Consider the following 26,595-nt stretch of genomic DNA (forward strand, 5'->3'; position numbering starts at 1 on the left):
CCGCTGCAGGACCGCCACACCAGGCGCGATTAGCTCAGCGGGAGAGCACTACCTTGACACGGTAGGGGTCACTGGTTCAATCCCAGTATCGCGCACGTCGGATCCTTCGGGGTCCGCTGCAGGACCGCCACACCAGGCGCGATTAGCTCAGCGGGAGAGCACTACCTTGACACGGTAGGGGTCACTGGTTCAATCCCAGTATCGCGCACAGTAACGGCCGGGGCCGCGAACCGTATGGTTCGTGGCCCCGGCCGTTTTGTCACTCCGGTCGGTCGCTCCGGGACGGTCGTTCCGGCGGAGGTCGGAAAAGATCGGAAAAGAGAAGAGCCGCGTACGGTCGTCCTCACCGACGTCCGTACGCGGCATCTCCGCCTGCCGGGGTGCTCTGCGGACCGCTCTCGCCCGTCCGCGTGTCAACGCGGCCGCGGCCTCCCCGGCGGCACTGCTCCCCGTCCCCAGGGGACCAGTGCCCGTTCTGGTGTTCCTTCCTCAGCGGCCGATCAGGTCGACCAGGGCCTCGGCCTGGTTGGCCATCTGATCCCACCCGCCGAACAGCAGTACCAGGAGCACGGCGCACGGCAGGGCCATGGCCAGCGCGACGGCGGGGTGCCGGGTGGGCTGCTCGGCGGACTGGGACTGGGTGAAGGCCGGCCGACGGCGGCGGGTGGTGCCCGTCTGCTGCGATGCCATGGCCCTGCTCCTGATCCGATCGAGTTGGCGCGGTGGACGGCTTACCTCGGGGGACGAGCTTCCCGTCCACCGCTGAGCAGAACGCTATTGGTCAGGGGGCCTTCCGGGCGTCATGCCGTCGTACTGTTCCTCGGGCATCCCGGAGGATGACGCTCAGACTCAAGGCGTACTACCGGAGGGGGAGACAGGCCGCACCCCACCCCCGGGGGAACCCTGAGGGGTTACCCCGAGAAACGATTCGACACCCCTGTGACCTGCAGCTCACAGCAAGATCCGACCATCGCACGATGGCTTGAGGTGTTGCGTATCAGCACACCGCAGCGGGCAGTCCGTAAGCTGTGCCAGACAGGAACTGACGATGCCCCAACCGACGGGGCCTCACCCACAGGCTGACGGGGAACGAGACATGGCGATGATGCGGCTGAGGCGTGAGGACCCCCGCATCGTCGGGCCGTACCGCCTGCACCGGCGACTGGGCGCCGGCGGCATGGGCGTGGTCTACCTCGGCTCCGACCGCCGGGGGCAACGCGTCGCACTCAAGCTGATCCGCGCCGAACTCGCCGAGGACCAGGAGTTCCGCACCCGCTTCGCCCGCGAGATCGCCGCCGCCTCCCGGATCCGCGGCGGCTGCACCGCCCGCGTCGTCGGCTCGGACATCGAGGCCGACCGGCCCTGGCTGGCCACCGCCTACGTCCCCGGGCCCTCGCTCTACAAGCGGGTCGGCGACGAGGGGCCGCTGAGCTGGCCCGAAGCCGCCCGGATCGGGGCGGCGCTGGCCGACGGCCTGGTCAAGGTACACGAGGCCGGGGTCGTCCACCGGGACCTCAAGCCGTCCAACATCCTGCTCTCACCGCGCGGCCCGCGGATCATCGACTTCGGCATCGCGTGGTCACGCGGCGCCAGCACCCTCACCCACGTCGGCACGGCGGTCGGCTCGCCCGGCTTCCTCGCACCCGAGCAGGTCCGCGGCGCGACCGTCACCCCGGCCACGGACGTCTTCGCCTTCGGGGCGACACTGGCGTACGCACTCACCGGGGACACGCCGTTCGGGTCTGGGGCCTCCTCCGAGGTGATGCTGTACCGGGTCGTCCACGAGGAGCCCGACCTGTCGGCCGTCCCCCCGCAGCTCGCCCCGCTGATCCGGGCCTGCCTGGCCAAGGAGCCCGCCGAACGGCCGGGCGCGGCCGCGCTGCACGAGCGGCTCAGCGAACTGGCGGCGCGCGGCGCGGCGACGGGGGCCGCCGGTGGCGGTGCACGCGCGGCACGACGGGCCGCTCCGGCGGCTCCGCCGCAGGCCCCTGCACCGGAAGCCCTCCGGCAGGGGGTTCCCGCACCGGGGCGCTCGCCCGAACCGGCCGCTCCGGCACGGGCCAGAGCGGCGGCGGCCGGTCGGCCCGGTGGCCCCGCCGGGCAGGCGGGGCTGCCGGCACGGCGCCCGGCTGCTCCGCCCCAGCGGCCCGAGGCGACGCCGGTCACCCGTCCGCTGCGGGACCGCCCGCAGACTCCGCCGCCCGGGCATCCCCGGTCCCGGGATCGGCAGCACACCCCGGCTCCCGGCGGGCGGCCCGGCACGGCGCGGCAGCGACTGCTGAGGCAGCGGCTGGTGGTCTTCGTCACCGTGACGATCGGCGTCGCGCTGGCCATCGCGGCGGCCCAGGGGTGCGAGAACCGCAACAACCAGGGGGCGCGGCCGCCGGTCGGACAGACGGCGACGGCGGACCACCGCGGTGGCCGCGGAGGCGAGCAGGCGGTGCCCGGGACCTCAGTGGACGCCGCTCCCCAGTCCTCGGCGACGCCGCTACCGGCGGCGGCCCGCGGCGGTGCGGCGGACGGGGCGTTGGCACCCGCCCAGGGGCCGGGTCCGGTGGTGAACTGGCCGAACCGCAGCTACCCCGACGGGGCGGGAGGGGCCGTGATCGCCCTGAAGGACGGGCACTCGGCCGGGCCCGGGCCGCAGGTCGCGCTGAGCGCCGTGCTGCCTGCCCGGTACAAGGGGCAGCCGGCCGCGGTCATCGTGCTGCGGCGGGCCGAGGGGTCGGCGCCGGTCGACCTCGTCCAGCTCTACACCTTCGCCGGGGACAACCCGGTCGCCACCACCTCCCGCACCTCGACGGCCGACCCGCAGGCCTCGGCCACCTGGCGCCTGGACGGCAGCGCGGTCGTCCGCGAGGAGCGCGTGGCCGCCACCGGCGCGGTCACCTCCACCCGCTACACCGTCCGCGCCGACGGCACCCTCGACGAATCCTGGCCCGGCGCCGGCGCCTCCGGCGGCACCGGCCTCACCACCCCGCCCCCGGCGGCCGCTCCTGCGCCGCCCACGGCTCCGGCGGGCTGAGGCGGGGAGTGGAAAGTCGGCCCGGCCGACTTCCGGTGAGTCGGTGTGGCCGGTCTCCGGCGCGGCACCGATGCCGATCAGCGCGAGCTTGGATCTGCGTGGCGAGTCGACCCGGCCGACTTCCTACGCGCAGGGCCGAGCCCGGGGCGATGCGGAGCCCCGGCCGGCGCAGGCCTGCGCGCGTGTGGGCAGATGCCGACCGGAGTCGGGCGGCTGGGCGAGAGCCAGCCACGGCGGAGTAGCCGAGCCGATCGAGAAGTAACCGGCTGGGCCATGGGCGAGGTAGGGGCGGCCCGAGATGGACGTGGGAAGTCGGACGGGCCGACTTCCTGCGCAGGGTCTGGCCGGTGTGTGCGGTGGGGAGCTGCGCGGCGGAGGGGTCAGGGGGTGGTGACGGCGTAGAAGGCCACGGCGGCTGCGGCGCCTACGTTGAGGGAGTCGATGCCGTGGGCCATGGGGATGCGGACGGGGTGGTGGGCCGCGGCGATGGCGTGGGGGGTGAGGCCTTCGCCTTCGGCGCCGAGCATGAGGGCCGTTTTGGGGAGGGTGTGGGGGGCGAGGCCGGCGAGGTCGACGGCCGTGTCCGCGGGGGTGAGGGCGAGGAGGGTGAAGCCGGCGTCGCGGACGGTGCCGAGGGCGGCGGGCCAGGGGTCGAGGCGGGCGTAGGGGACGGCGAAGACGGCGCCCATGGAGACCTTGACGGCGCGACGGTAGAGCGGGTCGGCGCAGTCGGGTGAGAGCAGGACGGCGTCCATGCCGAGGGCAGCGGCGCTGCGGAAGATGGCGCCGAGGTTGGTGTGGTCGACCAGGCCTTCCAGGACGGCGACCCGGCGGGCCCCGGCGAGCAGGTCGGCCGCGGCCGGGAGGGGCTTGCGCTCCATCGAGGCGAGGGCACCGCGGTGGACGTGGTAGCCGGTGACGGCCTCGGCGAGGGCGGGTTCGACCACGTGGACGGGGGCGTCGGCCTCGGCGATGACGTCGGCCATCACGTCCAGCCACTTGGCGGTGAGCAGCATCGACCGCATCCGGTAGCCGGCCGCGAGGGCGCGGCGGATGACCTTCTCCCCCTCGGCGATGAACAGGCCCTCGGCGGGTTCGCGGCGGCGGCGCAGTTCGACGTCGGTGAGGCCGGTGTAGTCGGCGAGACGGGGGTCGGCGGGGTCGGTGATGGCGCTGGGTTCGGACACCCTGCGATCTTGCCAAGCCGGGGCGGGGAAGGCCAAACGGCCGAAGGGACGGGGTGGTCGCAGGCTATACGGAGTGCAAATATGACCGTATGGCCCGAAATCCGGGCCGATCCTGGGCTCCGTCGGCCTCTGGTGCCACCGGCGACGCCGGCTCCTTCGGTGGGCGCCCACACGGTCGGCAACAGTTGCCACGAGCGAAGCGGTCGCGACCGATACGACACCGGTCGGTGGCCGGGCAGGTGTTCGCGCTGCAGATCCTGATCGTGCTGCTGCTCGTTGCGGGGGCGGCGGTGGCGCTGGTGGTGCAGTCGCACAACGACGCCGACCGCGAGGCCGCCAACCGGACGGTGGCGGTCGCGCAGGCCTTCGCCAACTCGCCGGGCATGGTGGCCGCGTTGCACTCCCCCGACCCCACCGCGATCCTGCAGCCGAAGGCGCAGTCCGCGCGGGTCGCCTCGGGCGTGGACTTCATCGTGGTGCTGAACGACCAGGGCATCCGCTACACCCACCCCAACCCGGCCCAGATCGGTCAGAAGTTCATCGGCACCTACGAGCCCGCGCTGCACGGCCAGGTGGTGACGGAGCAGCTCAACGGCACGCTCGGCCCGCTGGTCCAGACGGTGGTCCCGGTGTACGCGCCGGACGGCTCGGTGGTCGGGCTGGTCTCGGCGGGCGTCACCCTGAGCAACGTCTTCACCGCGAGCGAGCGCCAGCTGCCAGTGGTCCTGGGCGCGGCGGCGGGCGCGATCGGGCTGGCCACCCTGGGCACGGCGCTGATCAGTCGACGGCTGCGCCGGCAGACGCACGGGCTGGGCCCGGTCGAGATGACCAGGATGTACGAGCACCACGCGGCGGTGCTGCACGCGGTTCGTGAGGGCGTCATGATCGTCGGCGGGGACGGGCAGCTGCTGCTCTGCAACGACGAGGCACGCCGGCTGCTCGACCTGCCGCCGGACGCCGAGGGCCGCCCGGTGACCGAGCTGGGCCTGGAGCCCCCCTCGCTGGAGCTGCTGACCGCCAACCGCCAGGTGACCGACGAGGTGGTGCTGGCCGGGGAGCGGCTGCTCGCGGTGAACGTACGGCTGATCGACCAGGCGGGCCGCCCGCCCGGCTGCGTCGCCACCTTGCGGGACTCCACCGAACTGCTGGCGCTGACCGGCCGGGCCGAGGGCGCGCAGCGGCGGCTGCGGCTGCTGTACGACGCCGGGGTGACGGTGGGCAGCTCGCTGGACGTGACCAGGACGGCGGAGGAGCTGGCGCAGGTCGCGGTGCCTCGGTTCGCGGACTTCGTCACGGTGGACCTCGCGGAGCAGGTGCCGGCCGGCGAGGAGCCGCCCCCGGGTGCCTCGCTCGGCCGGATGCGGCGCACGGCCATCGCCGGGATCAGCACCGACGCGCCGTTCTACCCGGTGGGCACCACCTTGGACGTGGTACCCGCCACCCCGCTGGCCGGGGCGCTGCACAGCGGGGAGCCCGGCCTTGAGCCGAACCTGCCCGAGGCCCGGGAGTGGCGCGAGCAGGACCCTGAGCGCTCGGCGCAGATCCTGGCGTACGGGGTGCACTCGCTGGTGCGGGTGCCGCTGCGGGCGCGCGGCGTGTTGCTGGGGGTGGCCCGGTTCTGGCGGTCGGAGCGGCCGGAACCGTTCGAGCCGGAGGACCTGGCGCTGGCCGAGGAGCTGGTGGCGCACGCGGCGGTGTGCATCGACAACGCCCGCCGCTACACCCGCGAGCACGCGATGGCGGTGACCCTGCAGCACAGCCTGTTGCCGCGCAGTCTGCCGGCCCAGAACGCGCTGGAGGTGGCGCACCGCTACCTGTCGGCCCAGGCCGGGGTGGGCGGGGACTGGTTCGACGTGATCCCACTGCCGGGCGCCCGGGTGGCGCTGGTGGTCGGCGACGTGGTCGGTCACGGACTGCACGCGGCGGCGACGATGGGACGGCTGCGCACCGCGATCCACAACTTCTCGACCCTGGACCTGCCGCCGGACGAGCTACTGGGGCACCTGGACGAGCTGGTGAACCGGATCGACCAGGACGAGGCGGCCTTCAGCGAGAGTTCGTGGCTGGCCGGGGCGACGTGCCTGTACGCGATCTACGACCCGGTGTCGCGGCGTTGCACGGTGGCCAGCGCCGGGCACCCGCCGCCGGCCGTCGTGGACCCGCAGGGCCACGTGGTGTTCCCGGAGCTGCCGACCGGACCGCCGCTGGGGCTGGCGGCGCTGCCGTTCGAGACCGTCGAGCTGGAGCTCGCCGAGGGCAGTCGGCTGGTGCTGTACACCGACGGGCTCGTGGAGGACCGCGAGCGGGACATCGACGAGGGGCTGGAGCTGCTGCGGACGGCGCTCAGCGGGCCGCCACGCACGCCGGAGCAGACCTGCACGGACGTGCTCGGGACGATGCTGCCGACGCACCCGCAGGACGACATCGCCCTGCTGGTGGCGCGGACCAGGGTGCTGGCGCCGGACCAGGTGGCGCAGTGGCACGTGCCCTCCGACCCGGCGGCGGTGCGGACGGTCCGGGCGCAGGTGGCGGCACGGCTGGCGGACTGGGGGCTGGACGAGGCCGCGTTCGTCACCGAGCTGATCCTGAGCGAGTTGGTGACCAACGCGATCCGGTACAGCTCCGGGCCGATCAAGGTGCGGCTGCTGCGCGACCGGACACTGATCTGCGAGGTGTCGGACGGCAGCAGCACCTCGCCGCACCTGCGGTACGCGGCGACCGAGGACGAGGGCGGGCGCGGGCTGTTCCTGGTCGCGCAGTTCGCGGACCGCTGGGGGACGCGCTACACCGCGACCGGGAAGGTCATCTGGACGGAGCAGCCGCTGGAGTAGGAAGTCGGACCGGCCGACTTCCCACTCCGCCAACCGCCCGTGAGCGTCCTAGCGCTGGAAGGCGGCGGCGAGGACGTTCACCACGTCGCCGACGACGATCACCGCCGGGGGCTTGACCCCCTCGGCCTCGACCACCGCGGCGACGGTGCCCAGGGTGGCGTCCACCCGGCGCTGGGCGGCGGTGGTGCCCTCCTGGACGATCGCGACCGGGGTGTCGGCCGGGCGGCCGTGCTCGACCAGCTTGGCGGCGATCGCGCCGATCTTGTCCACGGCCATCAGCAGCACCAGGGTGCCGCTCATCCCCGCGACGGCCGGCCAGTTGGTGACCGAGCGCGGGTCGTCCGGGCCGACGTGGCCGGAGATCACGGTGAACTCCTGGGTCAGCCCGCGGTGGGTGACCGGGATGCCGGCCGTCTCCGGGACGCTGATCGAGCTGGAGATCCCGGGCACCACGGTGACCGGGATGCCCGCCTCGGCGCAGGCCAGCAGTTCCTCCCCGCCGCGGCCGAAGACGTACGGGTCACCGCCCTTGAGCCGGACCACGAACTTGCCGGCCTCGGCGTGCTCGATCAGCGCCCGGTTGATCGCCTCCTGGGCCATCTGGCGGCCGTACGGGATCTTCGAGGCGTCGATCACTTCGACGTCCTCGGGCAGTTCGGCGAGCAGCTCGCGCGGGGCGAGACGGTCGGCGACCACCACGTCGGCGTCGGCGAGCAGTCGGCGGCCGCGCACCGTGATCAGGTCCGGGTCACCGGGGCCGCCCCCGACCAGGGCCACGCCGGCGCCGTGCGAGCGGTACTGGCGGGAGGCCAGCGAGCCGTCCCGCAGGCCCCCGACGATGGCGTCGCGCAGGGCGGCGGAGCGGCGCGGGTCGCCGGTGAGGACGGCGACGGTGGCGCCCGCGTCGCGGCCGCTGGCCGGGGTCCAGGCGGTGGCGGCGGAGGCGTCGTCGCTGCGGGAGCAGAACACCCGCTCGCGCTCGGCCTCGGCGCTGACCGCCGCGTTGACCTCCGGGTCGTCGGTGGCGACCAGGGCGTACCAGGTGCCGGCCAGGTCACCGTCCCGGTACGGGCGGGCGTGCCAGGTCAGCTCGCCCGCGTCGGCCATGGCCTGGACGGCCGGGGTGGTGGCCGGGGATATCAGGTGCAGCTCGGCGCCGGAGGCGATCAGGGCCGGCAGCCGCCGCTGCGCGACCTGGCCGCCACCGACCACGACGACGCGACGGCCGGCCAGCAGCAGGCCGACCGGGTAGGGGGTGGGGCCCTCGGTGCTCGGGTGCGGGGTGGGCGCGGTCATCGGCGGTGCTCCTGATCGGGGGGGGTGAGGGTGTCGGGGACGGTACGGAGATACGCCGCTCCGCGGGCCGGCGCGCCCTCGGGCCGGTCCGCGGAGCGGTGACGGAGTACGTCAGGCCTTCTCGGTGACCCCTGCGGAGTCGAAGGTGGCTACATCGTGCATCGCGCGGGCCGCACTCTGCACCAGCGGCAGTGCCAGCAGGGCACCGGTGCCCTCGCCGAGCCGCAGGTCGAGGTCGATCAGCGGACGCAGACCCAGCTTCGCCAGCGCGGCCTGGTGGCCGGGCTCGGCGGAGCGGTGGCCGGCGATGCAGGCCGCCAGCACCTCGGGCGCGATGGCCTTGGCGGCCAGCGCGGCCGAACCGGCGATGACACCGTCCAGCACCACCGGGGTGCGCAGCGAGGCGGCGCCCAGCAGGAAACCGGCGATGGCCGCGTGCTCCAGGCCGCCGACGGCGGCGAGGACGCCGATCGGGTCGTTCGGGTCGGGCTGGTGCAGGGCCAGCGCGGCGCGGATGACCTCGATCTTGCGCGCGTGGGTCTCGTCGTCGATGCCGGTGCCGCGGCCGGTGACCTCGGCCGGGTCAAGGCCGGTGAAGACCGAGATCAGGGCGGCCGAGGCGGTGGTGTTGGCGATACCCATGTCACCGGTGACCAGCGCCTTGTTGCCCGCCGCGACCAGGTCACGGGCGGTCTCGATGCCGACCTCGATCGCCTGCAGGACCTCCTCGCGGGTCATCGCCGGGCCCTGGGTCATGTCACCCGTGCCGGGGCGGACCTTGCGCGGCAGCAGGCCGGTGGCGCGGCCCTGCTGGACGGCGTCCGGCAGCTCGGCGGCGACGCCGACGTCCACCACGCAGACCTCGGTGCCGATCTGCTTGGCGAAGGAGTTGATCACCGCTCCCCCGGCCAGGAAGTTGCCGACCATCTGGGCGGTCACCTCCTGCGGCCACGGGCTGACGCCCTGGGCGTGCACGCCGTGGTCGCCCGCGAAGATCGCCACGCAGGCGGGCTCCGGGATCGGCGGCGGGCACTTGCGGGACAGGCCGCACAGCTGGGCGGAGATGATCTCCAGCATGCCGAGCGAGCCGGCCGGCTTGGTCATCCGCTTCTGCCGGTCCCAGGCCTCGCCGAGCGCCTTGGCGTCCAGCGGGCGGATGCCGCGCAGGGTGTCGGCGAGCAGGCTCTGCGGCTCCTCGCCGGGCAGCGCGCGGTTGCCGTACTGCTCCTCGTGGACCACCCAGGACAGCGGGCGCTTCTTGGCCCAGCCCTGCTGCTCCAGCTCGGGCTCGTCCGGGAAGGAGTCGACGAAGCCGACGCACAGGTAGGCGACCACCTCCAGGTGCTCGGGCAGGCCGAGTTCGCGGACCAGCTGCTCGTCGTCGAAGAAGCTCACCCAGCCGACGCCCAGTCCCTCGGCGCGGGCGGCCAGCCAGAGGTTCTCGACGGCCAGGGCGGCCGAGTACGGGGCCATCTGCGGCTGGGTGTGCCGACCCAGGGTGTGCCGGCCGCCGCGGGTGCGGTCGGCGGTCACCACGATGTTGACCGGGGTGTCGAGGATGGCCTCGATCTTGATCTCGCGGAACTGCTTGGCACGGCCCTTCGGCAGCGAGTCCGCGTACGCCTCGCGCTGACGCTCCGCCAGGGCGTGCATCCGCTTGCGGGTCTTCGCCGAGCGGATCACCACGAAGTCCCAGGGCTGCGAGTAGCCGACGCTGGGCGCGGTGTGGGCGGCCTCCAGGACGCGGATCAGCACCTCGTGCGGGATCGGGTCCGGGCGGAAGCCGTTGCGGATGTCGCGGCGCTCGCGAATCACCTGGTGGACGGCGTCGCGGCCGACCTCGTCGTAGCCGGGGGCGGCCGGGCCGCGCGGCTCGGCGGGCTCGACGGCCTGCGGGTCCTCGACGGCCTCGGCGGCGGGCTGCTGCTCCGCCTCCGGCGCGACGGCTTCGGCGGCCTGCGCGGCCTCGGCCTCGGCGGGCTGCTCGACAGCCTGCTCGGCGACCGGCTGCTCGACGGTCTCGGCAGTCTCGGCGGCGGGCTGCTCCGCGGTCGGCTCGACGGCCGGGGCCTCCTCCGGGGCGGCCTCGGGCGCGGCTTCGGCGGGCTGCCCGCTCTGCTCCGCGACCTGCTCGGCCTGCGGCTCCTCGCCGACCGGAACCTCGGCGGCCTGCACGACGGCCGGCTGCTCGACGGCCTGCTCGGCGACCGGCTGCTCGGCGACCGGCTGCTCGACGGTCTCGGCGGTCTCGGCGGCGGGCTGCTGCTCCGCCTCCGGCGCGACGCCTTCGGCGGCCTGCGCCCCCTCGGCCTCGGCGGGCTGCTCGACAGCCTGCTCGGCCACGGGCTCAGCCGCGGCCTCGACGACCTGCTCCGTCTGCTCGGCGACCGGCTCGGCCGGGGCCTCGGCGGGCTGCTCGGTCTGGACGGCCTCCGGCTGCGGCTGCTCGCCCTCCGTGGCGGGCTGCTCGACGGCCTGGCCGGAGGGCATCTCACCGGTACCGGCGGCGGTCTCGGCGACCGGCTCGGCGACGGCCTGCGGCGCGGCCTCGGCGGGCTGCTCGGCCTCCTGGGCCACCGGGGCCTCCTGAACCACCTCGACGGCCTGCGGCGCGTCGGCGGCCGCTATGGGAGCGGGCTGCTGCTGCGCCGCTTCCTCGGTCACCGGGGCCTGGTGGGCGGCCTCGACCTTGGGCAGGCCGTGCGGGGTCGGCGCGGCGAGGAAGGCGGAGATCCGACGCGGCTGGCCGGCCGGGGCGGCGGCCTCGGTCTGCTCGGCGGTCGCGACGGCCTCGGCGGCACCCTCGACCACGGCGGCCTCGGCGGCGCCACCCTCAACGGCAACGGTCTCGACGGCAACGGTCTCGACGGCAACGGTCTCGACGGCGACGGCCTCAACGGCTGCGGCCTCGACGACAACCGTCTCCACAGCGGCGGTCTCGGCCACGGCGGCCTCGGCCACCGGCTGGGCGACGCCCTCCGCCGGAACCGGCTCGGCCACGGCAGCCTGGGCCTGCGCGGCCTCCGGGCCCGGCGCCGCCTGAACGGCCTCGGGCGTCGGTACGGCCTGAGCGGCCTCCGGCGTCTCGACGACCTCGACCACCTCGATCGCCCCGACCGTCTCGACGGTCATCAGGCCCTCGATCGGCTGCGCGGCCAGCGGCACCTGCTGGAAGCCCTGACCCTGCGGCACCTGCTGAACCTCCTGCACCCCCTCGACCGTCGAAGCCATCGGGGGCATCGGCGCGGCGGGCGCCATCGGAACGGCCTGCGGCACGCCCTGGGGCACGGCACCCGGGACCGGCGCGACGGCCTCACCCATCGGCGGCCGGCCGACGACCGGGATGCCGTGCGCGGGCGTGCCGCCCTGCGACGGGCCGCGGTCGGCCAGCGAACGGACCGGCACCTGGCCGGTCATCAGCGACGGGTCCGGGATGGGCGGGCCGGCGTGCAGCGGGCGGCGCGGCTGCTGAGCCTGCGTCATGGGCTGCTGGGCCTGCGGCTGCATCGGGACGGCCTGGACGGGCGGCTGCTGGGCGTGCTCGGCGCCGAGCAGCGGCGGGTCCACCGGCGGCCAGGACGGCTCGAGCGGGGTGCCGTCCGGCTGCGGCGCGAACGGTGCCTGCTCGGCGCCCCAGGAGCCCTGCGGGCCCGGCATCAGCAGCACGTCGTCCTCGTCGTCCAGCCCGTCCGGCTGGTCGACGAAGTGGAAGGCCGGGCGCGCGGCGCCCTGGTCGACGGTCCAGCCGTCGCCCGGGACGGCCGGGGACGGCATGCCGGGGACGATGTAGTTCGGCTGGCCCTGCGGCGGGATGACACCCGCGCCGGGCAGGCCGCCGACCGGCGCCGCCGGGTTGGGGATCACCCCGCCGTCCGTCGCGACGCCCTGCAGGGGTGCAACGCCCGCGACGCCCTCCGGTCCGCCGAGCGGGTCGGGCCCGGCGTGCAGGTGCTCCGGCAGTCCCTCGCCCGGGACGTGGCCGCCATCGGTCATTGTCAAAGCTCCTTCCAGGCCGCTGCCGCGCCCCTTGGCGACGCGATCACCGACCGCAGCGCCCATCCGCACGGGTCGGGCCTGCACCGACCCGCCCCTCAACCACACGCGGCCGCCGCGCCGAGGCGCTGCGGCCAAAGTCCTTCCGGCGCGCTGCGGCACCCCGGCCCGTGCACCGCCCGTAAGGACGGTGCACCATCTGAAACAACGACAACCCGGAGCAACCGGCACGACCGCACCGGACCCTACGGCATTCTCCAGGTCCGGCACGCGGCCCGTCGAATCGCCCACACTCCGAGCGGAGTCGGGTTGCACCACGTCAAAAAAGGTGACAAACCGACCGAATCGGGCGGGTCGCCGACGGCTGCAGCCGCCTGGGACGCCACACTACCGGCCCGGCGCGGTGACCTCTCGAATCAGTGTCCGGATGCGACCTGGATCACCGCCGAGCCTGGGCGCCGGTCCCGGCACTCACCCGAGGCCTTCACACGATCTGCTCACCCCAGAGCAGCAGTGCGCCGCCCGCGCCCGCCCCGAGCTCCAGTGCGCCGCCCTCCCCTGCGGAGCGCAGCGGAGTGGACTGCAGCAGCGCGCCGTCCGCCCGGTAGCCGGCCTCGGTGATGGCCCGGAAGACCTCCTCCGCCTCGGCGAAGGTGCGGGCCAGCGCGACGAAGCGCTCGGGCTTGCGGGCGAGCACCGCGCGCACCACGTCGAGGCCGCCGGATTCCACCACCGCCGCGTCCGGCTCCGGAAGTCCGCCCAGCACCTCGGGGCCGTGGCCGTGCACGGTCTCCACCTCGACGCCGTACCGGCGGGCGTTGACGGTGAGCCGGGCGCACGCCGAGCGGGAGGCCTCCACCGCGACCACGGCGGCGCCGAACCGGGCCGCCTCCACCGCGAGGGCGCCGCTGCCGGCGCCGACCGACCAGACCAGGTCCCCGGGACGTGCACCCAGACGGGCCAGCACCAGCGCGCGGACGTGCGCGGGGAGCGCGCCCGATGCGCCCGCTCCGTCCTCCGCGCGCCCGGCGCCCGCGTAGGCGTCGGCGGGGAGCGCCCAGCCGCGTTCCGCGCCGGGGTAGCCGACCGGGCGCCCGGCCAACCAGCCGGCCGCCTCGTCCACCGCCCCGGCCTGGGCGGTGCCGCCGATCACCAGCACCACGTTGGGGTCGCGCCAGACGTGGTCGGCGATCCGGTCGGAGGTCAGGACGGTGACGTCCTCCTCCGGGGTGCCGAGGGCCTCGCAGACCACGAAGGTCCGGTGTACCCCGCGCAGCATCAGGGCGAGTTCGCCCGGACCGGCACCCGGCGCGGTGAGCACCGCGACCTTGGCGTGGGCCCGGCAGATGTTGGCCGCGCGGCGCAGCCGGCCGCCGTGGGCGCTGACCACCTGGGCGTCCTCCCAGGGCATCCCGGCCCGGGCGAAGGCGGCGGCGACGGAGGAGACGGCGGGCAGGACCTCGAGTTCGAGGCCGTACTCGGGGCGGCGCAGGGCGCGCACCACGCCGAAGAAGCCGGGGTCGCCCTCGGCGACCACGACGGCGGCGCCGCGGTGCTCGGCGATCTTCTTGGCGGCCTGCTGGATGTTGCCGAGGGTGATCCGCTCGGCGGCGTCCGGTACGGGGAGGGCGCCCAGTTGGTAGGGCGCGCCGGCCACCAGGGTCGCGGCGGCGAGGGCCGCACCGGCGGCCTCGGTCAGCGGCGTTCCGTCCCACCCGATGACCGTGATCCGGTCAGCCATCTGCGGCCGTTCTCCCTCGACTCGATGCGCGGCTCGTCGCGCCGGCTGTGCGGCGCCGGTGCAGAGGCTACCGGGTGTGATCCACCTGAGGACGGGCCCTAATGGCCGACATCTCGTGCACATGTCCTGCCGATCGGGTGACCGGGTGCTTTCACCGCGGCAACGGGCGGTGGATCAGTCGCGCAGCACGTAGTGGTGGTCGCCGTGCCAGCCGTCCCGGTGCAGTTCGGGCGACTCCAGGTCCTCCGGGAGCAGGCTCCACAGGATCAGGTCGCTGCGGCTCTCTCCCCCAGCCTGGCGGCTGGGAGGTGCCCCCACCACGACCTCACCGGACTCGCCCCGCACTATCCAGGCGCTGCGCAGCACGCCCTCGCTGATCCCGCCGATCTTCTGGGCGACCTGCTGGGCGGCGGTGTTCCCGGCGGCGGTGCGCATCTCCAGGCGCAGGAAGCCGCGGTCCTCGAACAGCCACTGGGCGACGCCGAGGACGGCCTCCGGGGCGTAGCCCTCGCCACGCGCCCAGACGGCGGTGACGTAGGAGATCTCGGTGGTGCGCAGCCGCCAGTCGGTGTTGCGCAGTTCGACCAGGCCGACCAGGCGCTGGGTGAGGTGCTCGGTGACGGCGAAGACGATGCCGCGGCCTTCGGCCCGGTGGGCGGGGGCGAGGGTGCGGGCGAGCTCGGCCGCGTAGTCCTGGGTGAACGGGTGCGGGAGATCCGTCCAGGCCAGGACGAGGTCGTCGGCCATCATGGTGGCCAGGCCGGGGGCGTCGTCCTCCGCAAGGGGACGCAGCAGCAGCCGTTCGGTGCTGATGGCGGTCTCGGGGAAGCTCGCTGCCATGCCGTCTCTCCTCGCCGGGTCGTGAACACAACACCGTACGCCCCCGTCGCGCTCCGGGTACCACGCGGTGCGCCGCCCGCACGACGGTACGTCAGAACGCGGTCGGCCGGAGCGTTCCTGGGTGCATACTGCCCGACCGGGCCCCCGCCGAGGTGCGGCGGGGGCCCGGTCGGGCGTCGGGGTGTGACGGTATGGCCATCGGTGACGATCAGAAGGCCGGGACGACCGAGCCCTGGAAGGTGTCGTTGATGTACTTCTTGACCTCGTCGGAGTGCAGCAGCTCGGCGAGCTTCTTGACCCGCGGGTCGTTCTCCTTGCCCTTCTTGACGGCGAGGATGTTGGCGTACGGGTTGTTCTCCGCCTTCTCCAGCACCAGCGCGTCGGTGGCCGGCTTCAGGCCGGAGTCGATCGCGTAGTTGCCGTTGATGACGGCGGCGTCGAGGTCGGAGACCGATCGGGGCAGCTGGGCGGCCTCCAGCTCCTTCCACTTGAGGTTCTTCGGGTTGCCCGTCACGTCGGCCGGGGTGGCGGTGGTGCTGACGCCGTCCTTGAGGGTGATGAGCTTGTTGTCGGCGAGCAGCTTGAGCGCGCGGCCCTCGTTGGTGGCGTCGTTGGGCAGGCCGACGGTGGAGCCGTCCGGCAGGTCGGTGATCGCCTTGACCTTCTTGGAGTAGAGGCCCAGCGGCTCCAGGTGCACGGTCTCGACCGAGACGATGTCGGTGCCGTGCTTCTTGTTGAAGTCCTCCAGGTACGGGACGTGCTGGAAGTAGTTGGCGTCGGCCGACCCGTCCTGCACCGCCGTGTTGGGGGTCACGTAGTCGGTGACCTCCTTGATGTCGAGCTTGAGGCCGGCCTTGTCCGCGAGGTTGTCCTTGACGTACTTGAGGATCTGCCCGTGCGGGGTGGGGCTGGCGACGACCTCGAGCGGCGCGTTCGGGTCCGAGGAGGAGGACCCGGAGCTGCCGCAGGCGGCCAGCGAGAGGGCGAGGCCGGCTGTGGCGAGGACGCTGGTGAACTTCAGGGCGTTGCGCACGAAAAGTGCCTTTCTGCGTCTTACGGGGAGCCGCGTCCGGGGTCGGACGAGGGAGGTCTAGGAGGCGACGAGGTCCTGGTCCGGAGTCGTCGGGCCGCGGCCGAGCAGCCGGGTCCGGCCGCCGCCGCGGCCGCGGTGGGCGAGGCGCCGGACGGCGAAGTCGCCGATCAGCTGGACGGCGGTGACGATGATCACCAGCTCGGCCACGATGACCCACATGAAGGCCGTCTCGAAGCGCTGGTAGCCGTAGTTGACGGCGAGGGTGCCGAGGCCGCCGCCGCCGACCGTGCCGGCCATCGCCGAGTACCCGATCAGGGTGATGACGGTGGTGGTGATCGAGGCCACGATGCCGGGCAGCGCCTCGGGCAGCAGGGTCTTGCGCACGATCGTCCAGGTGCTGCCGCCCATCGACTGCACCGCCTCGATCAGACCCCGGTCGACCTCACGGACGGAGGTCTCGACCAGACGGGCGAAGAACGGGATGGCGCCGATGGTGAGCGGCACGGTCGCGGCCTGCCAGCCGATGGAGGTGCCGACCAGCCGGCGGGTGAAGGAGATCAGCGCGATCATCAGGATGATGAACGGCACCGAGCGGGCGATGTTCACCACGAAGCCGATGGCCTTGTTGACCGCCCGGTTGGCGAGCAGGCCCGCCTTGTCGGTGAGCACCAGCAGCACGCCCAGCGGCAGGCCGAGCAGCACGGTGACCGCCGCCGACACCCCGACCATCTGGAAGGTCTCCTGGGTGGCGGGCCACATCAGCTCCTGCATCTGGTCCCAGGTCATGCCACCGCTCCGTTCGCCGCACCGATCACGTCCACCTGCAAGCCCTGCTCGCGCAGGTAGCCGATCGGCACCACGTTGTCCTGGTGGCCGCCGGACAGTTCGACCCGCATCCGGCCGACCATCCGGCCGGCGACGGTCTCGACGGCGGCGCCGAGGATGTTGATGTCGATCTGGTAGGTGCGGGCGAGCTGGGAGACGAACGGCTGCGCCGAGGTGTCGCCCTGGAAGGTGATCTCCAGCACGGTGGAGCCGGGCCGCCCGGTGCCGAACTCGCTGAGCGGGAACAGCTCGCGGGCCAGCTCGGAGCCGGGCTTGGCCAGCAGGTCGGTGAGCCCCCCGGACTCGACCACCCGGCCGCCGCGCATCAGGGCCGCGGAGTCGCAGACGGTCTTGATGACGTCCATCTCGTGGGTGATCAGCAGAACGGTCAGGCCCAGCTGCTGGTTGAGGTCGCGCAGCAGCCTGAGGATCGAGCGGGTGGTCTCCGGGTCGAGCGCCGAGGTGGCCTCGTCGGAGAGCAACACCTTGGGGTCGCCGGCCAGGGCGCGGGCGATGCCGACACGCTGCTTCTGACCGCCGGAGAGCTGGTTGGGGTAGCTGCGGGCCTTGTCGCCGAGGCCGACGAGCTCCAGCAGCTCGGCGGCCTTGCGGCGGCGCTGAGTGCGGTCCAGGCCGTTGATCTCCAGCGGGAGTTCGACGTTCTGCTGCACCGTCCGCGAGGACAGCAGGTTGAAGTGTTGGAAGACCATGCCGATCCGGCGGCGCGCCTCGCGCAGCTCCCGGCCGGCCCGGTTCTCGCCGCCGGAGAGCGCGGTGAGCTCGACCCCGTCCACGGTGACGGTGCCGGAGGTCGGGCGCTCCAGCATGTTCACGCAGCGGATGAGGGTGGACTTGCCGGCGCCGCTGGTGCCGACGACTCCGTAGACCTCGCCCGGGCGGACGTGCAGGTCGACGCCGGCGAGGGCGGTCACCTCGCGGCCTCGGGAGCGGTAGACCTTCGTGAGGTCCGTGGTGGTGATCACAGCTGCTTCCGTGGGTCGGGGGCGGGCGGCGGTGTCGACCGCCCGACCGGGGTTGCGGTCGGCGGTGTCCTACGACGCTTCGCCAGGGGGATCCGGACCTGCCACCCCTTGGTCGTGGCCGCCGGACGGCCGGGCCGCGCGACGGCGCGGCCCTTGCGACTCAGCGGCGGCCGCGGGTGGGCGGGCACGCCGGAGGGAGGGGTTCCGGGAGGGAAGGCGCGCTCGCACGGACGGGAGCGGCGCCGGAGTCTCGCTTCGGGGCGCGAGGGGGAGGCACCCTCAGCGGGGTGCCGGGGGCGGTGGCCCTCAGCAGTGACACATTCGACGGCACATGGCACGCTCACCTGCCGGCAGTGTGCCGGTGGGGGTCCAGTTCGTCGTCGCAGTCATGTGAGCCAGTAAAACAGATCAGCCGAATTGCGCCCAATTATTTGGCAGAGCCGTCCGCATTGCGGACACTCGCGCCTTTGACCAGTGGTGATACGGCTCGGCGCCGCCACCTTCCTGTCCGAATGGTGGCGGCGCCGGGGCCGGGCCCGTACGGGCGGGGGGGTCAGGCGGTCGCGGCGAGCGGGGTCGCGACGGACTTCTCCAGGTGCACGAAGCTCAGCCGGCCGCTGACCTGCTCGACGGTGGTCTGCCGGTATCCCTGACGGGCGTAGAGGCGCAGGTTGCCGAGGCTGCGGTGGCCGGTGAACAGGCGATAGGCGGTCACCGGGCAGCCGTCCTCGACGAGACGACGCTCCAGGGCGTCCAGGAGCCGTCCGCCCAGACCGTGCCGCTGCATCCGGGGGTGGACCACCAGACGCCCTATCCGGCCGATGCCCTCGGCGTCGACGTGACCACGGACGGTGCCGACCACCTCCTCGCCCAGCCGGGCGACCAGGACGTGCTGCTCGGTCAGTTCGGTGCGCAGGCTCTCCAGGGTCTGCGTCAGGGGCTCTATCGCCCAGTCGCCGTACAGCTCTGCCTCGGGCTGGTAGCCCAGGTACTGGAGCTTGAGGATCTGCTCGGCATCTTCGGCCACCGCGGCCGAGATGATCACACTCATGCCCATGTGGAGGGGCCTCCCCAGTCGTCGTGCCCGGCGCGCAGAGGGTGGCGCGCTCACGCTCAGTATCCGAGTGATCGCGCCACCGTCAAGAGTGACGTTCGCCAGCGCTCTACCCGGGTGTCAGCTTCCCTCAACCTTCGGGGGGCAGACAGTGGCGAGTGTCACGGCGGGAGGAGCGGCGGGGGGAGTGGGGCGAGGGTGGCGAGAATCACCCCGGCCACTCAGAGGAAGCGCTCCGCGTGGAGCAGCAGCCGGAGGCAGGCCAGGCAGCGGGAGCGGGTGGGACCGATGGAGCCGCGCGGGATGCCGAGCCGTGCGGAGAGCTCGCGGTAGGTCGGCGGCGGGTCCTCGGCGAGGGCGGCGACGAGTTGGGGGCAGCGGCCGGGCAGGGCGGCGACGCTCTCGCGGACGACGCGGCGGCGTCGTTCGGCGAGGTAGACGTCCTCGGCGGAGGGGGCGGGCGGAAGGGCTGTGCACACACCGTGCATGACGGGCTCAGGCGGGCCCGGTTACGCCCGGGCCGGGGCACGAACGCGGAAGGGGCGCGCCGGTCGGACCGCCGCGCCCCTCCCCCGCTGACCGACGGTCAGCTCCGGGCCCACTCCTGCTGCCGCGCCAGGTCCGCCTTGACCTCGGCGAGCTGGACCGCGACGGCCGAGGGGGCGGTGCCACCGCGCCCGTTGCGGGCGGCGATGGCGCCGTGCACGCTGAGCACCGAGCGGACCTCGGGGGTCAGGTGCTCGGAGATCGAGGCGAACTGCTCGTCCGTCAGGTCGGACAGCTCGACGCCTTGGGCCTCGCAGACCTTGACGCAGGCCCCGGCCACCTCGTGCGCGACCCGGAACGGCACGCCCTGCTTGACCAGCCACTCGGCGATGTCGGTGGCGAGCGAGAAGCCCGCCGGGGCCAGCTCCTCCAGCCGCTCCCGGTGCACGGTGAGCGTGGCCATCATCCCGGTGAACGCGGGCAGCAGCACCTCCAGGGTGTCGCAGGAGTCGAAGACCGGCTCCTTGTCCTCCTGGAGGTCCCGGTTGTAGGCGAGCGGCAGCGCCTTGAGGGTGGCCAGCAGGCCGGTCAGGTTGCCGATGAGCCGACCGGACTTGCCTCGGGCCAGCTCGGCGATGTCCGGGTTCTTCTTCTGCGGCATGATCGAGGAGCCGGTGGAGAAGGCGTCGTGCAGCGTGATGAAGCCGAACTCCTTGGTGTTCCAGATGATCACCTCCTCCGCGATCCGGGAGAGGTTGACGCCGATCATCGCGGTCACGAAGGCGAACTCGGCGACGAAGTCGCGCGAGGCGGTGCCGTCGATGGAGTTGCCGACCGAGCCGCCCTCGAAGCCGAGGTCGGCGGCGACGGCCTGCGGGTCGAGGCCGAGCGAGGAGCCGGCCAGCGCACCGGAGCCGTACGGCGAGACGGCGGTGCGGGCGTCCCACTGGCGCAGCCGCTCGGCATCGCGGCCCAGGGCCTGCACGTGCGCGAGGACGTGGTGGGCGAAGAGGACGGGCTGGGCGTGCTGCAGGTGGGTGCGGCCCGGCATGGCGGTGTCGGGGTGCGCCTCGGCCAGGCCGACCAGGGCGTACTGGAGGTCGAGCAGCAGGCCACCGATGGTCTTCGCGTGGTCCCGCAGGTACATCCGGAACAGGGTGGCGATCTGGTCGTTGCGCGAGCGCCCGGCCCGCAGCTTGCCGCCGAGGTCGGCGCCGAGGCGCTCCAGCAGGCCGCGCTCCAGGGCGGTGTGCACGTCCTCGTCAGCGACGGTGCCCTTGAAGGTGCCCGCCTCGACGTCGGCGAGCAGCTGATCGAGGCCGGCCAGCATGGCGGCGAGTTCCTCGTCGCAGAGCAGGCCGGCCTTGTGCAGTACCCGAGCGTGGGCCTTGGAGCCGGCGATGTCGTACGGGGCGAGGCGCCAGTCGAAGTGGACGGAGGCGGAGAGCTTGGCCAGCGCCTCGGACGGGCCGTCGGCGAAGCGCGCGCCCCAGAGGCGGACGTCGGAGGACTGCTGGGCGGTCATCGCGGTGGCTCCTTACACGTATGCGGTGCGCGGCACACATTTGCAGCGGGTGGCATAAGTATGCACGATGCCGTATGAAACACAAAACCCCGGCCGGAGTTGCTCCCATGGCCGGGGTTTCGGAGGGGTCGAGGTGTTACTGCGCCTTGGCCTGGGCGAGTTGCATCAGGTGGTCGGCGAGTGCCTGACCGCCGGACGGGTCGCGGCTGATCAGCAGCACGGTGTCGTCGCCGGCGATGGTGCCGATGATCTCGAACACCTCGGCCTGGTCGATCGCCGAGGCCAGGAACTGCGCCGCCCCGGGCGGGGTGCGCAGCACGACCAGGTTGCCCGAGGCGGTCGCGGAGACCATGAGCTCGCCGGCCAGCCGTGCCATCCGGCCCTCGCTGGCCGACTCCCCCATCGGCGCGCGCGGCGTACGGTCGCCGCCCTCGGCCGGGACGGCGTAGATCAGCGCGCCGTCCCGGTTGCGGATCTTGACCGCGCCCAGCTCGTCCAGGTCCCGGGAGAGGGTGGCCTGGGTGACCACGAGTCCGTCGTCGGCGAGCAGCCTGGCGAGCTGGCTCTGCGAACGCACGGGCTGGCGGGTGAGCAGGTCCACGATCCGCCGGTGACGCGCGGTGCGGGTCTGCGGGACCTGCGGCGTCGGGCCGGCGGCGGAGGGGCCGGAGTGGGAATCGGTCATGTGATTATTCTCCCGGACGACGGTCAACTCGCATCGGCCGGGGCGCTCTCGCGCACCGTCCGGAGGATGCCCGGCAGCGCCGCCAGGAAGGCGTCCGCCTCCTGCTCGGTCAGCACCAGCGGCGGCGCCAGCCGTACGGCGTCCGGAACAGCGGCGTTGACCAGGAAGCCCGCCTCCTGCGCGGCGGCCTGGACCTCGGCAGAGACCGGCTGGGTGAGCACGATGCCGAGCAGCAGGCCGGCCCCGCGCACGTGCGCGACCAGCGGGTCGCCGATCGCCTCGACGCCGAGCCGCAGCCGGTCGCCGATCTTGCGGACGTGCTCCAGCAGGCCCTGGGACTCGATGGTGTCCAGCACCGCGAGCCCGGCCGCGGCGGCCACCGGGTTGCCGCCGAAGGTGGTGCCGTGCTGGCCCGGGGTGAGCAGCTCGGCCGCCTCTCCGAAGGCCAGCACCGCGCCCATCGGCAGGCCGCCGCCGAGCGCCTTGGCCAGGGTGACCACGTCCGGCTCGATGCCCTCGAAGGCCTGGTGGGCGTACCAGTGGCCGGTGCGGCCGATGCCGGTCTGGATCTCGTCCAGGACGAGCAGGGTGCCGGTGGCCCGGGTGATCTCGCGGGCGGCCCTGAGGTAGCCGTCCGGCAGCGGGATGGCGCCGTTCTCACCCTGGATCGGCTCCAGGAAGACGGCGGCGGTCTCGGTGGTGACGGCCGCGCGCAGCGCCTCGACGTCGCCGAAGGGTACGTGGGTGACGTCGCCGGGCAGCGGGCGGAACGGGTCCTGTTTGGCGGGCTGGCCGGTGAGCGCGAGGGCGCCCATGGTCCGGCCGTGGAAGCCGCCCTGGAGGGCGACCAGATGGGTGCGGCCGGTCCGCCGGCTGATCTTGAAGGCGGCCTCGTTGGCCTCGGCGCCGGAGTTGCAGAAGAACACCCGGCCGCCCTCGCGGCCGTCCAGCTTCAGCAGCCGCTCGGCGAGGGCGATGGTCGGCTCGGCCATGAACAGGTTGGAGACGTGGCCGAGGGTGGCGATCTGCCGGCTGACCGCCTCGACCACGGCCGGGTGGGCGGTGCCGAGGGCGTTGACGGCGATGCCGCCGAGCAGGTCGGTGTACTCCTTGCCGTCCGCGTCCCAGAGCTTGACGCCCTCGCCGCGCACCAGCGGGATGCGGGGGGTGCCGTAGTTGTCGGTGAACGCGTGCTGCCACCGGTCGGTGAGCTGCTCGTTGTGCGTCATGCCAGTCCCCCGGTCACGGTCGGCTCGTCGTCCGGCACGACCATCGTGCCGATGCCCTCGTCGGTGAAGATCTCCAGCAGCAGGCTGTGCTGGACCCGGCCGTCCAGTACGCGGGCGGTCCCCACGCCGGAGCGGACAGCGCGCAGGCAGCCCTCCATCTTGGGGAGCATGCCGGTGGCCAGGCCCGGCAGCAGCTCGTCCAGCTCGCTCGCGGTGAGCTGGCTGATCACGTCGTCGGAGTTCGGCCAGTCCTTGTAGAGGCCCTCGACGTCGGTGAGCACCACCAGCATCTCGGCGCCCAGCGCGACCGCCAGGGCGGAGGCGGCGGTGTCCGCGTTGATGTTGTAGACGTGGCCGTCGGTGCCGCGGGCGATCGAGGAGATGACCGGGATCCGGCCGTCGGCGATCAGCGCCTTCACCGCGCCGGCCTCGATGTTGACGATGTCGCCGACCAGGCCGATGTCGACCTGCTCGCCGTCCACCACCGCGTAGCGCTTGACCGCGGTCATGGTGTGGGCGTCCTCGCCGGTCATGCCGACGGCGAACGGGCCGTGCCCGTTCAGCAGGCCGACCAGCTCGCGCTGAACCTGGCCGGCCAGCACCATCCGGACCACGTCCATGGTCTCGGGGGTGGTGACGCGCAGGCCGTTGGTGAAGTTGGACTCCAGCCCGAGCTTGTCGAGTTGGGCGCTGATCTGCGGGCCGCCGCCGTGCACCACGACGGGGTGCAGTCCGGCGTAGCGGAGGAAGACGACGTCCTGGGCGAAGGCCGCCTTGAGGCTGTCGTCCACCATGGCGTTGCCGCCGAACTTGATCACGACGGTCTTGCCGTGGAAGCGCTCCAGCCACGGGAGCGCCTCGATCAGCGTCATGGCCTTGGGCAACGCGGTGTTGTTGCGGGCCTGTTCGCCCTTGGGTGCGATCTGCACGGGTTTCCCTTATCGGAACGGATGTCGCGGCTCAGGTGGAGTAGGCGCTGTTCTCGTGGACGTAGTCGGCGGTGAGGTCGTTGGTCCACAGCGAGGCGCTCGCCGTACCGGCGTTGAGGTTCGCGGTGATGACGACCTCACGGCCCTTCATGTCCACCAGGTCGCGGTCCTCGCCCACGCCGCCGTCCCGGCAGACCCAGACGCCGTTGATGGCCACGTCCAGCCGGTTCGGGTCGAAGGCGGCGGAGGTGGTGCCGATCGCGGCCAGCACCCGGCCCCAGTTGGGGTCCTCACCGTGCACGGCGCACTTGAGCAGGTTGTTGCGGCTGATCGTCCGGGCGACCTCGACGGCCTCGTCCTCGGTCGCGGCGCCGGTCACGTCGATCCGGATGTCCTTGTCGGCGCCCTCGGCGTCGCCGATCAGCTGACGGGCCAGGTCGGCGCTCACCGCGCGGACGGCCTCGGCGAACTCGGCCGGGTCCGGGGTGATGCCGGTGGCGCCGGAGGCGAGCAGCAGCACGGTGTCGTTGGTCGACATGCAGCCGTCGGAGTCGATCCGGTCGAAGGTGGTCCGCGTGGCGTCGCGCAGCGCGGCGTCCAGGGCGGCGCTGTCCAGGTCGGCGTCGGTGGTGAGGACGACCAGCATGGTGGCCAGGCTCGGGGCGAGCATGCCCGCGCCCTTGGCCATGCCGCCGACCGTCCAGCCGGCCGGGCTGGTGACCTGGGCGGTCTTGTGCACGGTGTCGGTGGTCTTGATGGCGATCGCGGCGGCCTCGCCGCCGGTCTCGCTGAGCTCCTGAGCGGCCAGGGTGACACCGGGCAGCAGGATGTCCATCGGCAGCCGCACGCCGATCAGACCGGTGGAGGCGACGGCGACCTCACCGGCGTTGAGCTCCAGCTCGGCGGCGACCTTCTCCGCGGTGGCGTGGGTGTCCTGGAAACCGAGCGGGCCGGTGCAGGCGTTGGCGCCACCGGAGTTGAGGACGACGGCGGAGACCTGGCCGCCCTTGAGGACCTGCTCGGACCAGAGCACCGGCGCGGCCTTGACCCGGTTGGCGGTGAAGACGCCGGCCGCCGCGAGCGAGGGACCGTCGTTGACCACCAGGGCGAGGTCCGGGGTGCCGGAGGCCTTGATGCCTGCGGTGACCCCGGCGGCGCGGAAACCCTTGGCGGCGGTCACGCCCACGTTCACAGGATTGGTCACGGTGCGACTCCGTTCACGGGAAGGCCCAGCTCCTCGGGCAGGCCGAGGGCGATGTTCATGCTCTGCACCGCGCCGCCCGCGGTGCCCTTGACCAGGTTGTCGATCGCGCTGATCGCGATGATCCGCCCGGCGGTCGGGTCCAGGGCGACCTGGACCAGGGCGGTGTTGGCGCCGTAGACGCTGCTGGTCTGCGGCCACTGCCCCTCGGGTAGCAGGTGGACGAAGGGCTCGTCCGCGAACGCCTCGGTGTAGGCGGCGCGCAGGCTCTCGGCGCTCACGCCCGGCTTGGCCTTGGCGGAGCAGGTGGCGAGGATGCCGCGCGGCATCGGGACGAGGGTGGGGGTGAAGGAGACGGTGACCGGCTCGCCCGCGAGCGGGGTGAGGTTCTGCACCATCTCCGGGGTGTGCCGGTGCACGCCGCCGACGCCGTACGGGCTGACGCTGCCCATGACCTCGCTGCCCAGCAGGTGGGGCTTGGCGGCCTTGCCGGCACCGGAGGTGCCGGAGGCGGCGACCACCACGGCCTCCGGCTCGGCGAGCCCGGCCGCGTACGCCGGGAAGAGCGCCAGGGAGACGGCCGTCGGGTAGCAGCCGGGCACGGCGATCCGGTTGCTGCCCTTCAACGCGGCGCGGTGGCCGGGGAGTTCGGGCAGACCGTAGGGCCAGGTGCCGGCGTGCGCGGAGCCGTAGAACTGCTCCCAGTCGGCGGCGGCCTTGAGCCGGAAGTCGGCGCCGCAGTCGATCACCAGGACGTTCCGGCCGAGCGCCTCGGCGACGGCGGCGGACTGGCCGTGCGGCAGTGCCAGGAACACCACGTCGTGATCGGCCAGCACCTCGGGGGTGGTGGGTTCGAGGACACGGTCGGCCAGCGGGATCAGATGCGGCTGCAGCGCGCCCAGGCGGGTGCCCGCGTTCGAGCCGCCGGTCAGCGCCCCGATCTCCACCTCCGGGTGGCCGAGCAGCAGGCGCAGCACCTCGCCGCCCGCGTACCCGCTCGCGCCGGCGACGGCGACTCGCAATGCCATGGCGTTCCTCCTTAGTCGTGGCATGAATATACGCGGGAGGGAAAATCCATGCAAGACTCGGGGTCGGCCGCCGAGTTAGGACAGGCCGTACGCTGGCGCGATGGGCTTGGGGATCGAAGTAGTGATCGTGGACTGGCCCCGGGTGGAGGCGACCGCGCCCGGCGACCGGGAGGACCTCCTGATCGACGCCGCCTTCGGGGAGGTGTTCGATACCGACGACCCCCGCGAACACGGCTGGTACTGGCCGACCGGGCCCGGGGAGGACTGGTACGGCCGGTACGCCTTCCGCCACAGCATGGGCTCGTTCAAACCGCACTTCCTGGTCGGCCACCGCTGGGACCACCTGCGCGGTTTCATCCCACCCGAGCTGCGCGACCCGCTCGACCGGTTCAACGACGTGCTCTTCTGGCACGCCCTGGAAGACCTCACCGGGGAGGGCGCCGGGCTGCCGGAGCGGCCCTGCACCTGGGACGCGGCGCTGCTGCTCTGGCTGCCGCCGGACCTCGTACCCGTGGTGGCCGGGTGGTGGCAGCGGGTGTCGCCCCGGCTGGCGGAGCTGCGCGAGCCCTTCGACCGGCACGCGGCGGAGCCGGGCACCGAGGTCGGCGACTTCGAGAGGTGGACCGAACTCCTCGCCGACTGGGGCCGGGTGGTCACCGAGGCACAGCGCCGCGGCTGGGGCGTCGTCGGGCTGCGCTGCTGAC

At 73.4% G+C, this 26,595-nt stretch carries 19 protein-coding genes, 2 tRNA genes and 1 pseudogene; 5 read left to right on the top strand and 17 right to left on the bottom strand.

Annotation, left to right across the window (positions count from 1 at the left end; translation table 11 throughout):
- Positions 1–23 precede the first annotated feature (23 nt).
- Positions 24–95 (top strand) — tRNA-Val (locus tag ABZW30_RS06290).
- Between the two features lie 41 nt (positions 96–136).
- Positions 137–208, top strand: a tRNA-Val gene (locus ABZW30_RS06295).
- 281 nt (positions 209–489) lie between these two features.
- Here ABZW30_RS06295 and ABZW30_RS06300 read toward each other — a convergent pair.
- Positions 490–690, bottom strand: coding sequence for a hypothetical protein (locus ABZW30_RS06300; protein WP_355669858.1), 201 nt, complete (start codon positions 688–690; stop codon positions 490–492).
- A 406-nt stretch (positions 691–1,096) separates the two neighbouring features.
- Here ABZW30_RS06300 and ABZW30_RS06305 point away from each other — a divergent pair.
- Positions 1,097–2,356 (top strand): annotated as a pseudogene (locus tag ABZW30_RS06305) (serine/threonine-protein kinase); the annotation flags it as partial.
- A 1,049-nt stretch (positions 2,357–3,405) separates the two neighbouring features.
- On the opposite strand, the gene ABZW30_RS06310 reads toward ABZW30_RS06305, so the two are convergent.
- Positions 3,406–4,212, bottom strand: a complete 807-nt coding sequence (locus tag ABZW30_RS06310) for an RNA methyltransferase (protein WP_355669859.1) — start codon at positions 4,210–4,212, stop codon at positions 3,406–3,408.
- 89 nt (positions 4,213–4,301) lie between these two features.
- Here ABZW30_RS06310 and ABZW30_RS06315 point away from each other — a divergent pair, with 89 nt between their 5' ends.
- Positions 4,302–7,043 (top strand): SpoIIE family protein phosphatase, encoded by a 2,742-nt coding sequence (locus ABZW30_RS06315; RefSeq protein WP_355669860.1) that lies wholly within the window; start codon positions 4,302–4,304, stop codon positions 7,041–7,043.
- Positions 7,044–7,091: 48 nt separating this feature from the next.
- Here the strand turns inward: ABZW30_RS06315 and cobA are convergent, their stop codons facing one another.
- The 15 genes from cobA to argC form a co-directional block, all read right to left on the bottom strand.
- Entirely contained in the window at positions 7,092–8,339 is a 1,248-nt protein-coding gene (gene cobA, locus ABZW30_RS06320) for a uroporphyrinogen-III C-methyltransferase (protein ID WP_355669861.1), read from the bottom strand.
- A 111-nt stretch (positions 8,340–8,450) separates the two neighbouring features.
- Positions 8,451–12,332 carry a nicotinate-nucleotide--dimethylbenzimidazole phosphoribosyltransferase gene (gene cobT, locus ABZW30_RS06325; RefSeq protein ID WP_355669862.1) on the bottom strand — a complete coding sequence of 1,294 codons (3,882 nt, stop codon included), beginning with the start codon at positions 12,330–12,332 and terminating at the stop codon, positions 8,451–8,453.
- Positions 12,333–12,816: 484 nt separating this feature from the next.
- Complete coding sequence (cbiE, locus tag ABZW30_RS06330; protein WP_355669863.1) at positions 12,817–14,073, bottom strand: precorrin-6y C5,15-methyltransferase (decarboxylating) subunit CbiE; 1,257 nt, start codon at positions 14,071–14,073, stop codon at positions 12,817–12,819.
- 174 nt (positions 14,074–14,247) lie between these two features.
- The gene (locus tag ABZW30_RS06335) at positions 14,248–14,913 is read right to left on the bottom strand and encodes a GNAT family N-acetyltransferase (protein WP_355669864.1); all 666 of its coding nucleotides are present in this window, start codon (positions 14,911–14,913) and stop codon (positions 14,248–14,250) included.
- 208 nt (positions 14,914–15,121) lie between these two features.
- Entirely contained in the window at positions 15,122–15,946 is an 825-nt protein-coding gene (locus ABZW30_RS06340; protein ID WP_355669865.1) for a MetQ/NlpA family ABC transporter substrate-binding protein, read from the bottom strand.
- A 57-nt stretch (positions 15,947–16,003) separates the two neighbouring features.
- Positions 16,004–16,732: a methionine ABC transporter permease gene (locus ABZW30_RS06345; RefSeq protein WP_355669866.1), complete on the bottom strand. Its 729-nt coding sequence runs from the start codon at positions 16,730–16,732 to the stop codon at positions 16,004–16,006.
- Positions 16,729–17,754 carry an ATP-binding cassette domain-containing protein gene (locus ABZW30_RS06350; RefSeq protein ID WP_355669867.1) on the bottom strand — a complete coding sequence of 342 codons (1,026 nt, stop codon included), beginning with the start codon at positions 17,752–17,754 and terminating at the stop codon, positions 16,729–16,731. The genes ABZW30_RS06345 and ABZW30_RS06350 overlap by 4 nt, the downstream gene beginning before the upstream one ends.
- Positions 17,755–18,307: 553 nt before the next feature.
- Positions 18,308–18,811 (bottom strand): GNAT family N-acetyltransferase, encoded by a 504-nt coding sequence (locus tag ABZW30_RS06355; protein ID WP_355669868.1) that lies wholly within the window; start codon positions 18,809–18,811, stop codon positions 18,308–18,310.
- A gap of 218 nt (positions 18,812–19,029) precedes the next feature.
- Positions 19,030–19,287 carry a hypothetical protein gene (locus ABZW30_RS06360; protein WP_355669869.1) on the bottom strand — a complete coding sequence of 86 codons (258 nt, stop codon included), beginning with the start codon at positions 19,285–19,287 and terminating at the stop codon, positions 19,030–19,032.
- 107 nt (positions 19,288–19,394) lie between these two features.
- Positions 19,395–20,819, bottom strand: a complete 1,425-nt coding sequence (argH, locus tag ABZW30_RS06365; RefSeq protein WP_355669870.1) for an argininosuccinate lyase — start codon at positions 20,817–20,819, stop codon at positions 19,395–19,397.
- 136 nt (positions 20,820–20,955) lie between these two features.
- The gene (locus ABZW30_RS06370; protein ID WP_355669871.1) at positions 20,956–21,504 is read right to left on the bottom strand and encodes an arginine repressor; all 549 of its coding nucleotides are present in this window, start codon (positions 21,502–21,504) and stop codon (positions 20,956–20,958) included.
- A gap of 23 nt (positions 21,505–21,527) precedes the next feature.
- The gene (locus ABZW30_RS06375) at positions 21,528–22,733 is read right to left on the bottom strand and encodes an acetylornithine transaminase (protein WP_355669872.1); all 1,206 of its coding nucleotides are present in this window, start codon (positions 22,731–22,733) and stop codon (positions 21,528–21,530) included.
- A complete protein-coding gene (gene argB / locus ABZW30_RS06380) occupies positions 22,730–23,605 on the bottom strand; it encodes an acetylglutamate kinase (RefSeq protein WP_355669994.1) in 876 nt (291 codons plus the stop codon). Before argB ends, ABZW30_RS06375 begins: the two co-directional genes overlap by 4 nt.
- 88 nt (positions 23,606–23,693) lie before the next feature.
- Positions 23,694–24,848: a bifunctional glutamate N-acetyltransferase/amino-acid acetyltransferase ArgJ gene (argJ, locus tag ABZW30_RS06385; protein WP_355669995.1), complete on the bottom strand. Its 1,155-nt coding sequence runs from the start codon at positions 24,846–24,848 to the stop codon at positions 23,694–23,696.
- A 14-nt stretch (positions 24,849–24,862) separates the two neighbouring features.
- Entirely contained in the window at positions 24,863–25,891 is a 1,029-nt protein-coding gene (argC, locus tag ABZW30_RS06390; RefSeq protein ID WP_355669873.1) for an N-acetyl-gamma-glutamyl-phosphate reductase, read from the bottom strand.
- Between the two features lie 100 nt (positions 25,892–25,991).
- On the opposite strand from argC, the gene ABZW30_RS06395 reads away from it, so the two are divergent.
- Positions 25,992–26,594, top strand: a complete 603-nt coding sequence (locus ABZW30_RS06395; protein WP_355669874.1) for a hypothetical protein — start codon at positions 25,992–25,994, stop codon at positions 26,592–26,594.
- The last annotated feature ends 1 nt before the right edge of the window (position 26,595 follow it).

This window comes from Kitasatospora sp. NPDC004669, from assembly GCF_040609455.1.
In the GTDB taxonomy this organism is placed as follows: Bacteria; Actinomycetota; Actinomycetes; order Streptomycetales; family Streptomycetaceae; genus Kitasatospora.

Excerpts from the sequence above, each read along its gene's own strand:
- cbiE (WP_355669863.1), bottom strand. The coding sequence starts at position 14,073 with ATGGCTGACCGGATCACGGTCATCGGGTGGGACGGAACGCCGCTGACC.
- ABZW30_RS06355 (WP_355669868.1), bottom strand. The coding sequence starts at position 18,811 with ATGGGCATGAGTGTGATCATCTCGGCCGCGGTGGCCGAAGATGCCGAG.
- ABZW30_RS06300 (WP_355669858.1), bottom strand. The coding sequence starts at position 690 with ATGGCATCGCAGCAGACGGGCACCACCCGCCGCCGTCGGCCGGCCTTC.
- argC (WP_355669873.1), bottom strand. The coding sequence starts at position 25,891 with ATGGCATTGCGAGTCGCCGTCGCCGGCGCGAGCGGGTACGCGGGCGGC.
- ABZW30_RS06375 (WP_355669872.1), bottom strand. The coding sequence starts at position 22,733 with ATGACGCACAACGAGCAGCTCACCGACCGGTGGCAGCACGCGTTCACC.
- ABZW30_RS06395 (WP_355669874.1), top strand. The coding sequence starts at position 25,992 with ATGGGCTTGGGGATCGAAGTAGTGATCGTGGACTGGCCCCGGGTGGAG.
- ABZW30_RS06370 (WP_355669871.1), bottom strand. The coding sequence starts at position 21,504 with ATGACCGATTCCCACTCCGGCCCCTCCGCCGCCGGCCCGACGCCGCAG.
- cobA (WP_355669861.1), bottom strand. The coding sequence starts at position 8,339 with ATGACCGCGCCCACCCCGCACCCGAGCACCGAGGGCCCCACCCCCTAC.
- ABZW30_RS06335 (WP_355669864.1), bottom strand. The coding sequence starts at position 14,913 with ATGGCAGCGAGCTTCCCCGAGACCGCCATCAGCACCGAACGGCTGCTG.
- argH (WP_355669870.1), bottom strand. The coding sequence starts at position 20,819 with ATGACCGCCCAGCAGTCCTCCGACGTCCGCCTCTGGGGCGCGCGCTTC.
- argB (WP_355669994.1), bottom strand. The coding sequence starts at position 23,605 with ATGACGCTGATCGAGGCGCTCCCGTGGCTGGAGCGCTTCCACGGCAAG.
- cobT (WP_355669862.1), bottom strand. The coding sequence starts at position 12,332 with ATGACCGATGGCGGCCACGTCCCGGGCGAGGGACTGCCGGAGCACCTG.
- ABZW30_RS06345 (WP_355669866.1), bottom strand. The coding sequence starts at position 16,732 with ATGACCTGGGACCAGATGCAGGAGCTGATGTGGCCCGCCACCCAGGAG.
- ABZW30_RS06315 (WP_355669860.1), top strand. The coding sequence starts at position 4,302 with ATGGCCCGAAATCCGGGCCGATCCTGGGCTCCGTCGGCCTCTGGTGCC.